The organism is Kitasatospora sp. NPDC018058 (assembly GCF_044327205.1).
Taxonomy (GTDB): Bacteria; Actinomycetota; Actinomycetes; order Streptomycetales; family Streptomycetaceae; genus Kitasatospora.
Genome location: NZ_JBIRFA010000090.1, coordinates 1 through 11,613, shown reverse-complemented (window position 1 = coordinate 11,613; position 11,613 = coordinate 1). Strand labels below are relative to the sequence as shown.

Sequence of the window (11,613 nt, the reverse complement as noted above, 5' to 3'; positions counted from 1 at the left end):
GCGAACTCACCGCCGCCCACGTCGCCGGAGTACTCAACCTCACCGACGCCGCCCAACTCGTCGCCGCCCGAGCCCGACTCATGCAGTCCGCCCCCGCCGGCGGCACCATGATCGCCATCCAGGCCACCGAACACGAACTCCGCGAGCACCTCACCGAAACGGTGTCGATCGCCGCCCTCAACTCCCCCGACTCCACCGTGGTCTCAGGCGATACGGAAGCCGCCGAGCGCATCGCCGCACACTTCAAGACACTCGGACGCAAGACCCGCACACTCACCGTCTCCCACGCCTTCCACTCCCCCCACATGGACCCCATCCTCGACGCCTTCCGCACCGAGGCCGCCCAACTCACCTACCACCAACCGACCATCCCCGTCGTCTCCAACCTCACCGGCCAACTCGCCGACCAACTCACCTCCCCCGACTACTGGACCGACCACATCCGCCAAGCCGTCCGCTTCACCGACACCATCCACACCCTCCACACCAACGGCGTCACCACCTACCTCGAACTCGGCCCCGACCCCGTCCTCACCGCCCTCACCCACACCACCCTCGACGGCAAGAACCCCCACGCCATCAGCGCCCTCCGCAAAGACCACCCCGAAACCCGCACGGTGGCAACCACCCTCGCCACCCTCCACACCCACGGCCACCCCACCACCCGACCCACCCCACCCACCACCCACCTCGACCTCCCCACCTACCCCTTCCAACGCGACCACTACTGGCTCACACCCACCCAGGAACACCCGGCACCCACCAACGACACCACCGACTCCCGGTTCTGGGAGGCCGTCCACGACCAGGACCTGGGCGCCCTCTCCGACCTGCTCGACCTGCCGGACGGATCGGCCCACGCCGGGCTGGGCGAGGCGCTGCCCGCACTCGCCCAGTGGCGCACCCGACAGCGCACCCGGTCCCGGATCGACTCCTGGCGCCACCGGATCACCTGGCAACCCCTCCCGGAGGCCCGGACGACGGGCATCCTGTCCGGCACGTGGCTGGCCGTCATACCCGAGGGCCGCGCCGCCGACGCCACAGTCAGCGCGGCGCTGCGGGCGCTGGCGCGCGCCGGCGCCGAGACGGTGGTCCTGGAGCTGGCGAACACGGATCTGGACCGGGCCGTCGTGGCCGCGCGCCTCACGGAGGCGTTGGACGGCGTGCCGGTGGTCAGCGGCGCGGTGTCCCTGCTGGCGACGGCCGGAGCACCCGGAGTGCTGCTGTCGCTGGTGCTGATCCAAGCGCTGGGGGACGCGGGTGTCCGGGCCCCGCTGTGGCTGCTGACCCAGGGCGCCGTCGCCGTGACCCCCACCGACCCCCTCACCACCCCCGCCCAGGCACAGGTCTGGGGCCTCGGCCAGACCACCGGCCTCGAACACCCCGACCGCTGGGGCGGACTCATCGACCTGCCGCCCGTCCTCGACGAACGGACCCGGGCGCAGCTGTCCGCCGCACTGGGCGGAATCGGCCACGAGGACCAACTCGCCGTCCGCCCCGCCGCAACGTACGTCCGCCGTCTCACCCCCGCGCCCCTGACCGCGGACGCCACGACCGGCGACCCCGCCACCTGGCGGGGCACCGTCCTGATCACCGGCGGCACCGGCTCCCTCGGCGCCCACACCGCCCGCCACCTCGTCCACCACGGCGCCCGCCACCTCGTCCTCACCAGCCGCCGCGGCCCCGACACCCCCGGCGCCACCGAACTGCGCGACGAACTCCAAGCCCACGGCGCCCACATCACCATCACCGCCTGCGACACCACCGACCGCACCGCCCTGCGAACCCTCCTCGACCACCTCACCACCACCGGCCACCCCGTCCGAGCCGTCTTCCACGCCGCCGGCACCGGACAGACCACCCCCCTCACCGAGATGGACCCGGAGGAGTTCAACCGGGTCACGGCAGGCAAGGTGACGGGCGCGGCGCTGCTCGACGAACTGCTGGCGGGCCAGGACCTGGACGCCTTCGTCCTCTTCTCGTCCGTCTCGGCGACCTGGGGCAGCGGCAGGACGGGCGCCTACGCCGCAGGCAACGCCTACCTCGACGCGCTCGCCGTCCACCGCCGCCAGCGCGGCGAAAGGGCCACCTCCATCGCCTGGGGCGCCTGGGCGGAGTCGGCGATGGTCGACGCCCACACCGAGGAACAGCTGCGCCGCCGCGGCGCCCTGACCATGGCGCCGGACCTCGCCGTCCAGGCACTCGACCAGGCGCTGGCACACGACGACACCAACATCGCCGTGGCCCACATGGACTGGCCGCGCTTCATCGCCGCCTACACCGCCGCCCGCCCACGCCCCCTCATCGACGACCTCCCGGACAGCCGTCCGGTCCCCTCCCCGCCCGTCGGCGTGCGGGCCGCGGCTCCACGCCCGGCCGAGCCCGCCTCCGCCCTGCGCGGCCGCCTGGCGGCGCTGTCCCCGGCCGAGCGGCACACCTCGCTCGTCGGGCTCGTGCGCACCGCGGTGGCCGAGGTCCTGGGCCACCGCAGCGAGGACGCCGTGGCCGCCGATCAGGCGTTCCTCGACCTGGGACTGGACTCGCTGACCGCGGTGGAGGTGCGCAACCGGCTGAACCTGGCCACCGGGCTGCGACTGCCCGCTATGCTGCTGTTCGACTGCCCCACCCCCACCGAGGTCGCCGACCGCCTGGTCACCGGGCTCGTCGAGGGCGGCGGCGAACAGCCGTCCGACGCCGAGGAGCCGGGCGCGGACGAGTCCAACGAGCGGCTGGCGGTCGTCTACCGCAAGGTGTCGCTGCTCGGGCGGATGCGAGAGGTCGAGGGGCTGCTGAGCGGGGCGGCCTGCCTGCGGGAGACCGTGGACGACCCGGCCGAACTCGCTCGCGGGCGCCGGCTCGTACGGCTGGCGCAGGGCCCGGAGCAGCCCGAGCTGATCTGCTTCCCGCCGTTCGCACCGGTCGAGCAGTCGCTGCAGTTCGCCCGGCTGTCCACGCGTTTCCGCGGCCTGCGCAACGTCTCCCTGGCGCCCGTCCCGGGGTTCCAGGCCGACGAACCGCTGGCCGCCTCGGTCGAGGTCCTGGTCGAGGCGCTCGCGGAGGTGGTGCTGCGGGGCGCGGACGGGGCGCCGTTCGCCCTGCTCGGCTACTCCTCCAGCGGCTGGGTCGCCCACGCGGTGGCCATGCACCTGGAGTCCCGCGGCCACCGGCCGTCGGGGGTCCTGCTCCTGGACACCTACCTGCCGGACACCATGTCGCTCGACCTGCGCAAGGCCATGACCTACGAGGTGAACGAGCGGCGGAAGCGGTTCACCACGATGAACTTCGCCTCGCTCACCGCGCTCGGGTCGTACCGCGGCATGTTCCGCGCCTGGACGCCCGAACCGGTTTCCGCGCCCACCCTGTTCCTGCGGCCCGCGGAGTGCATCCCGGGTTCGCCCGAGGAGCCGATGACCGGCGACGGCTGGCGGGCCGTCTGGCCCTTCGAGCACACCGACGTCGAGGTGCCCGGCGACCACTGCACCATGATCGCCGACCACGCCGACGCTACCGCCGACGCCGTCCACCGATGGCTCGCGGAACAGATCTGACGGTCCTGCGGCCGTGCGCCCGCCGACGGGCGCACGGCCCCGGAAACCCCACTCACCCGAGAAGAGGAGTCACCCCAGCATGGCCGTAACCCCCCGCACGATAGGCGTCGTCGGCGCCGGCTCGATCGGCGCGAGCGTCTGCGCCGACCTGGTCCTGCACGGCTTCCACGTCGTGCTCGTCGACACCGTGCCGACCCAGCTGGACCGGGCCAGGGAGGTGCTGACCGAGGCCGTGCGGTTCGGCCCGATGGTGCGTCCCGGCCTGCCCCGGCTGGATCTCGCCGACGCCCTGGCCGCCGTCCGTTTCACCACGGAGCTCGAGGACCTGACCGGCTGCGAGTTCGTGGTCGAGAACGTGAGCGAGCACTGGGAGACCAAGCGCGAGCTCTACCGCCGCCTCGACGCGCTGCTGCCGGCCGAGGTGGGCTTCGGGGTCAACACCTCCAGCATCCCGGTCGGCAGGGTCGCGGCCGAGACCTCCCGGCCGGACCGGGTCATCGGCATCCACTTCATGAACCCGGCCTACCTCAAGGAGGCCGTGGAGGTCATGCGGGGCGACGCGACCTCGCAGGAGTGCCTTGACGACGTGCTCGCCCTGCTGTCCGGCATGGGCAAGGAGACCATCGTCGTCGGCGACTTCCCCGGTTTCGTCAGCAACCGCATCTCGCACCTCTTCTTCAACGAGGCCTCCCGCGTGGTCGAGGACCACGGGGTGGAGCCCGCCGTCGTGGACGAGGTCTTCAGGAAGTGCTTCGGCCACCTCATGGGCCCGTTGGAGACCGCCGACCTGATCGGCCTCGACACGGTCCTGCTCACCCTGGAGAGCCTGCACGACAGCTACGGCGACGACCGGTTCCTCGGCAGCGCGCTGCTGCGCGACAAGGTCGCCTCCGGGCGGCTGGGCCGCAAGACCGGCGAGGGCTTCTACACCTACCGCCCGACCCCGTAGGACGGCACCGCGCCACGGCCCCTCCGTGTCCCACCGCGCATCCCTCCGACCACCACTCGACGAACCCGACGAAGGAAACCCCACCATGACCACCACCCCGCAGGCCCGGATCGACCAGTCCGTCATCGACTACCTGGCGCAGTACAGCCCCGGCCCGGTGCCCGGCCTCGACGAGGACCTGTTCGCCACCGGGCGGGTGAACTCCCTTTTCGCCATGCAGCTGCTCACCTTCCTGGAGAAGACCTTCCGGATCACCCTCACCGCCGACGACCTCGACCTGCGCAACTTCGCGACCGTCGGCAAGATCACCGCCTTCGTCCTGCGCAAGCAGACGACCGAGGCCTGAGCGAACGGGAGACCTGTCACCATGGACCACCTCCTGACGGCCGAGGAGCGGCAGCACCACTCCTCGCTCGTGAAACTCGTCGGCGACACGTGGGGCGACGAGGCCGCCTCGTGGGAGCGCGACCAGTCCCTGCCCGAACATGTCGTGCGCTGGTGCGCCGAGCAGGGGCTGATGGGTGCCGCCCTGCCCCGGTCGGCGGGCGGCGGCGGCTGGAGCGCCGTCGAGACCGGGCTGATGTACGAGGCGTTGGGCCGCGTCAGCGCCTCGCTGGGATCGCTCGTCAACGTACACGGCATGATGGCGCAGACCGTCCTGAAGTGGGGGACGGAGCAGCAACGGCGGGAGCTCGGGCCCGCGTTGGCGTCCGGTGACCGGGTCGCGGCCATCTGCATGACCGAGCCGCACGCCGGCAGCGACCTCGCCGCGATCACGACCTCCGTCGCCGAGTGCGACGGGCGGCTCGTGCTCGACGGCGCCAAGGTCTTCATCACCTTCGGCGGGCGCGCCGATGTGTTCCTGGTGTTCGGCAAGCGCGCCGGCCGCTCGGTCGCGTGCCTGGTCGAGCGCGACAACCCCGGGGTCACCATCCGGCCCATGGGCGAGGCGCTGGGGCTGCGGGCCGCCGCGCTCGCGCGTGTCGAGTTCCGCGACTGCGTCATCGAGCCGGAGGCGCTCGTGGGCCGGGACGACTTCGCGCTGTCGGTCCTGGTGCCGCTAGCCCTGGAGCACGGGCGGCACGCCGTCGCCTGGATGGCGACCGGGATGCTCCGGGCGTCCTTCGACACCTGCGCGTCCTTCGCCGCCGAGCGGCGCGCCTTCGACCGCACGCTCGTGGAGCACGGCCAGGTGCAGTCGCTGCTCGCCCGGATGGCCACCGACCTCGAAGCGGCCGGACACCTGTGCGCGGCCGCCTCCCGAGCGCTGGACGCGGGCGACCCGGCGGCCACCGAGCGCGTTCTGATGGCCAAGTACTTCGCCTGCCGCGCCGCCGAGGAGCACACCGCGCAGGCGGTCCAACTCCTCGGCTCCGCGGGGGTGCTGGAGAGCACCGGGGTCGCCCGCCACTACCGGGACAGCAAGATCCTCAACATCCTGGAAGGGACCACCCAGATCCTGGAGCGACAGCTGGCTCCCCGACTCGCGCACGCCGCGCGCAGGAGCGGGTGACCGTGCCGGATCAGATCATCGAACTGGACGCCGACGTCCGGGCGCGGGCACGGACCCTGCGGGACACCGCGCCCGACGCGGCCGTACGACTCTCGGCGGCGGTCGCGGCACTGGCCATCCACTACGCGGCGTACACGCGGGAGGAGATCCGGCTCGACCTGGCTGAGCCCTCGGCCGGGCCGGTCCGGGCCGTCCGCGTCGCGGTCGACCCCGACCAGACCCTCGGCGAGCTGGCGGACCGGATCACGCGCGGCGCCGCCGGGAGCAGGTCCGACCCGGCCGACCACCTCGTGGTCCTCGGCGACACGTGGGTGTCGGGGACGGGGACGGGCTGGGCCTACCAGCTCCGACTCGACCCGGACGAACCCGGCACCGCGCGCTGCCGCTTCGACGAGGACCGCGCCACCGCCGCCGGGGCGACGGCCCTGCTGAACGTGTTCGCCGCCCTGCTCGGCCAGGCCCTCGCCGACCCGGCCCGGCCGGTGCGCGGGTACGCGCCGCTGGCCCCGGCGGAGCGACCGCGTGTGCTGCACGAGTTCAACGACACGGGCCGCGACTTCCCCCGGGACGCCACACTGCACGCGCTCTTCCGGGAGCAGGCGCTGCGCAGCCCCGACCGGGTGGCCGTGAGCTCCGATCGCGGATCGCTGACGTATCGACAGCTGGACGAGCGGGCCGAACGGCTGGCGTACGCGCTGACCCGCCGCGGGCTCCGGCCCGGCGAGGTCGTGGCCGTCCTCACCGAGCGCTCGCTCGACCTCCCGGTGGCCCTCTTCGGCGTGCTCAAGGCGGGCTGCGCCTACCTGCCGCTCGACCCGCACGCCCCCGAGCGGCGGCTCCGCGGCCTGGTGGAGCAGTCCGGCGCCCGCTTCGTGCTCGCCGGCGAGGTGCCGGCCGCCGACACGGACCTGCCGGCCGACGTGCTCCGCCTGGCCGATCCCGCGCTGTACGCCGAGGAGCCCCCGCGGCCCCTGGAGCTCGGCGGTCCCGGCGACCTGGCGTACGTCATCTACACGTCGGGGTCGACCGGACGGCCCAAGGGGGTGATGGTGGAGCACCGCTCCGTGGTCAACCGCCTGGCCTGGATGCAGCGCCGATATCCGCTCGGCCCGGAGGACACCCTGCTGCAGAAGACCCCCGTGATCTTCGACGTCTCGGTGTGGGAGCTCTTCTGGTGGCTGCTGGCGGGGGCCCGGATGCACCTGCTCGCCCCGGGCATGGAGCGCTTCCCGATGGCCATCGTGGCGGCGGCCGAGCAACAGCGGGTCACCGCCCTGCACTTCGTGCCGTCGATGCTCAACGTCTTCCTGGACCACCTGCGGGAGTCCGGCGCGGGCGACCGGCTGGCCGCCCTGCGCTGGGTGTTCTCCAGCGGCGAGAGCCTCGCCGCCCAGACCGTGACGGCCTTCCACGGGCTGACGGGTGCCCACGGCACGAAACTGGTGAACCTCTACGGACCCACCGAGGCCACTGTGGACGTCACGGCCCACGACTGCCCGCCCGGCCCCGCCGAGGGCCGGGTGCCGATCGGGCGACCCATCGACAACACCCGCTTCTACGTCCTGCGGCACGGTCAGCCCATGCCGGTCGGCGTCTACGGCACCCTGCACGTCGCGGGAGCCGGGGTCGCCCGCGGCTACCTGGGCGACCCCGAGCTGACCCGGCGGCGCTTCGGGCCCGAGTACGGACGGCCCGGGGAGCGGATGTACGACACCGGCGACATCGGCCGCTGGCTCCCCTCCGGGGACATCGAGTTCCTGGGCCGCGACGACCTCCAGGTGAAGATCCGCGGCATCCGCATCGACCTCCTGGAGGTGGAGGGCGCCCTGCTGGAGCTGCCCGGCGTGGCCGACTGCGCGGTGACCCTGGACCGGCCCGGCCCGACACTCGACGTGCTGCGGGCCGCCGTCACGGGCGATCCCGGGCTGTCCGGGGACAGGCTCCGGACGCACCTGGCGGAGCGGCTTCCGGCGTACATGCTCCCGGCCACGTACGACTACTTCGAGCAGCTGCCCCGGACCCCCAGCGGCAAGGTCGACCGCCGCGCGCTGGCGGACGCCGCCTACCTCACGGCTCACGCCACCCGGCTCTGACCGGTCCGGCGGAACGGCCGTGAAATCCCGTCCGATCGAGGCGATCGGACGGGATTTCCACGTCCGACCGAAACCCGATCACCGCGGGTGTCCGATTCACACGTCATCAATTATTCGATCGAGCCACCGAATTGGCTGAGAAAGTCAAATAATCAACGGTCGGAGCCCCGTACCTGCCGAACGACGGGCCTATCGCCCCGCCGAAGGTCAGAACCGGTCACTTCCCGTCCAGAAATCGTCATCTCATCATCCACTTGTCCAAGGTTCCCTGTTAACCTCCGCTCACGACGATCACGGGAAGTCGATCGCCGTGCAATGAACGGGGATCGCGGGGAGGACTACGCAAACTTGAGTGCACGGTGCGAGGCGGGGCTGGAAGGCCGCGACGTGGAGCAGCAGATGATGGCGGGAGTGCTCGGCCGCGCGCGGGAGGGGACCAGCGGGGTCCTCGTCCTGCGCGGGCCGGCCGGGATCGGCAAGACCGAGCTGCTGCGCAGCGTCGTCCGGCAGGCACCGACGGACCTGATGCGGCTCTCCTGTCTTGGCGTCCAGACCGAGATGGGCCTGCCGTACGCGGGCCTGCACCAGTTGCTGCGCCCACTGCTGGGACGGTTGGGCACCCTGCCGGCCCCACAGGCCGCCGCCCTGGCCGGCGCCTTCGGCCTGGCCGACACCGAAGCCGACCGTTTCCTGGTCGCGCTGGCCGCGCTCACCCTGCTGACCGAGGCCACCGAGAACCACCCGATGCTGCTGGCCGTCGTGGACGACGCCCAGTTCCTCGACCCGGCCAGCCGGGACGCGCTGCGCTTCCTCGCCCGCCGCCTCGAAGCCGACCGGGTCGCCGTGCTGTTCGGGGTCCGCGAGGGCTGCGCCGAGGACTTCCACGCCCCCGAACTGCCCGTGCTGCGAGTGGGGCCGCTGACCGACGACGACGGGCGCCGCGTACTGGCCCGCTCCGGGCTGCCGTTGGCGGAGTCCACGGTGAACCGGCTGCTGCGCGAGGCGGCCGGCAACCCACTGGCGCTCACCGAGCTGCCACTGTCGCTGACTGACGCCCAGCGGCGGGGCCTGGAGCCGCTGCCGGAGATGATGCCGCTGGGCGAGCGGCTCCAGGAGGCCTTCCTCGCCCGGGTCCGCCGGCTGCCGCACCCCTCGCAGGTCTTCCTGCTGATGGCCGCCGTGCACGCCGGAGGCGACCTCGGTACCTTGGACGCCGCGGCCCAGCGCCTGGGCCTGCCCCCGGACGCCTGCACCGCCGCCGAACGGGCCGGGCTGGTCGGCCTCCGCGACCACACGGTGGAGTTCCGCCACCCGCTGATCCGCGCCGCGGCCTGCCAGGCGATGACCTTCGCCGACCGGCAGGCCGTGCACCGGGCGCTCGCCGAGGTGCTCACGGGCCAGCCGGAGCGACAGGTGCTGCACCTGGCCGCGGCAACCTCCGGCACCGACGACGAGCTCGCGGCCCAGCTGTCCGCCGCCGCGGCTCGGGCCAGCCGGGCCGGCGGTGCGGCCACTGCGGTCGGCGCCCTGGAACGCGCGGCCTCGCTCGCCTCCCGTCCGGAGGACCGGCTGCGCTACATGGTGGAGGCCGCCGAGAGCGCCTGGCGCGCCGCCCAGGCGGCCCGGGCGAACGCGCTGCTGGAGGAGGCCGGGACGCTGACCGCCGACCCCGGTCTGCTGGCCCGCATCAACTATCTGCGCGGTTCGATCAAGCACGCCAGCAACAACCCGGCGGCCGCCTGCCGCACCCTGATCGAGGGCGCCGCCCCGGTGATGACGGACGAACCCGAGCTGGCCGGCACCATGCTGGTGATGGCCGCCCGCGGTGCCTTCGTCGCCAACGACGCCGAGACGATGGCACGGATCGGCCACCTGGTCGCGGACCTGGCGCTGCCGCGCGAGCACCCGATCCGGCGGCTGGGCCGTCGGCTGGTCGCGCTGGTCGACCAGGACCTGCGGGTTCCGGCACCCGACGCGGCGGCCGAGAGCACCGACCCTGCCACCCTGGCCTGGCTGGATCCGGTGGACCCACAACCCTGGGTGTGGCCGCCCACGCTCTATCCGTACGTGACGGGCGTGTCCGGGCATACCCGGCAGGCACTGGAGGGCGCGGCCGGCACGCTGCGCGAACGCGGCCAGGTCGGCAGGCTGCCGATGACCCTGGCCCCGTTGGTCGCGCTGGAGATCGCGGCCGGCCGGTGGGCCAGCGCGTTGGCCAACGGGGAGGAGGGTCTGGCCCTCGCCGAGGAGACCGGGCAGGAGGGCGCGGCGTGCCACCTGCGCGTGCTGCTGGCCTGGATGGCGGCGCTGCGCGGCCAGTCGGAGCGCTGCCGGGAGCTGGTGCGGCAGGGACTGGCCGGCGCCGCCGAGCACAGGATCGCCTCCGCCGCGGCCATCGCCCACTGGGCGCTGGGGCTACTGGCGCTCGGAGAGGGCCGACCGGAGGACGCGGTCGAGCTGCTGGAACGGGTGGTGCTGCCGAACGACGCCGCCTCCCACTTCATGCTCGCCGCCGCCGTCCTGCCGGACCTGGTCGAGGCTTCGGTGCGGGCCGGCCGCCAACAGGCCGCCGAGGAGCACCTGTGCCGCTACGAACAGTGGCGGATCGGACCCGAACACCGGCACTTCCAGGCACTGTTGGACCGCTGCCGGGCCCTGGTGCGGCGCGGTGACGGCCGCGACGAGTTGTTCCGACGCGCCCTCGACGCCCCGGCCCAGTCACCCTTCGAGCTGGCCCGCAGCCGCCTGCTGTACGGGGAGTGGCTGCGCCGGGAGCGCCGCATCAAGGACGCCCGGGCGCAACTCCAGGCCGCGCTGGCGCAGTTCCGCACCCTGGAGGCGGAGCACTGGGTGCAGCGGACCAAGGCCGAGCTGCGCGCGGCCGGTGGCGCGGACACCGCCGAGCCCGTCGGACCCACCCCGTTCGCCGGCCTCACCCCGCGCGAGATGCAGATCGTCCGGTACGTCGGGCGTGGCATGAGCAATCAGGAGATCGCCGCCCAACTGTTCCTCAGCCCCCGGACGGTCGGCTACCACCTCTACAAGCTCTTCCCGAAGCTGGGCGTCACCTCCCGCCACCAGCTGCGCGGCCTCAGCCACAGTCTGGACGCCGACTGAGGCCCTCCTCCGCCAGCAGAGGGTCCGCGCCGTCGGCGTCCTGGCACCGCCGCCAGCCTGCGCGGCCGATGCCAGACCGAACGCGGTAGTCACCGTCGTCCGCGTGACGGCCGCACGGCATCAGCCTCCGGTCCGAGCGGGCCCAACAGCACCCGACCGGGCCTGCCCGGCCCTGTTCGTCCTGCTCTCCCTTCCTGTCCGGTCCCGCCTCAACACCAGGAGCCGTGCGTATCGGCGGCCTGCTGCACGCGACGCCTCGGGTGCAGCCGGCTCCTGGTCCCGGGCGCCCTGGCGCCGCGCGGGCGGTCAGAGATGCTGTGCCACGAACGTGGCCACCTGCGTGCCGAGTCGTTGACCGGCACTGTTGTCGAGGGAGGTGTGCTGGCCGGACCA

6 protein-coding genes are annotated in these 11,613 nt (G+C 73.1%); all 6 read left to right on the top strand.

Annotated elements, in window-relative coordinates:
- A partial coding sequence (locus ACH4E7_RS44210) for an SDR family NAD(P)-dependent oxidoreductase (RefSeq protein WP_396254885.1) occupies positions 1-3,548 on the top strand: 3,548 nt, incomplete at its 5' end.
- Positions 3,549-3,627: 79 nt separating this feature from the next.
- Positions 3,628-4,497, top strand: a complete 870-nt coding sequence (locus ACH4E7_RS44205) for a 3-hydroxyacyl-CoA dehydrogenase family protein (RefSeq protein ID WP_396254884.1) — start codon at positions 3,628-3,630, stop codon at positions 4,495-4,497.
- Positions 4,498-4,582: 85 nt separating this feature from the next.
- A complete protein-coding gene (locus ACH4E7_RS44200; RefSeq protein WP_396254883.1) occupies positions 4,583-4,843 on the top strand; it encodes an acyl carrier protein in 261 nt (86 codons plus the stop codon).
- A gap of 21 nt (positions 4,844-4,864) precedes the next feature.
- Positions 4,865-6,010, top strand: coding sequence for an acyl-CoA dehydrogenase family protein (locus ACH4E7_RS44195; RefSeq protein WP_396254882.1), 1,146 nt, complete (start codon positions 4,865-4,867; stop codon positions 6,008-6,010).
- A gap of 2 nt (positions 6,011-6,012) precedes the next feature.
- Entirely contained in the window at positions 6,013-8,103 is a 2,091-nt protein-coding gene (locus ACH4E7_RS44190) for an amino acid adenylation domain-containing protein (protein WP_396254881.1), read from the top strand.
- Positions 8,104-8,451: 348 nt separating this feature from the next.
- A complete protein-coding gene (locus ACH4E7_RS44185) occupies positions 8,452-11,220 on the top strand; it encodes an AAA family ATPase (protein WP_396254880.1) in 2,769 nt (922 codons plus the stop codon).
- The last annotated feature ends 393 nt before the right edge of the window (positions 11,221-11,613 follow it).

Bases quoted from the DNA above. Each gene is read 5' to 3' on its own strand.
- ACH4E7_RS44205 (WP_396254884.1), top strand. From the start codon at position 3,628: ATGGCCGTAACCCCCCGCACGATAGGCGTCGTCGGCGCCGGCTCGATC.
- ACH4E7_RS44200 (WP_396254883.1), top strand. From the start codon at position 4,583: ATGACCACCACCCCGCAGGCCCGGATCGACCAGTCCGTCATCGACTAC.
- ACH4E7_RS44195 (WP_396254882.1), top strand. From the start codon at position 4,865: ATGGACCACCTCCTGACGGCCGAGGAGCGGCAGCACCACTCCTCGCTC.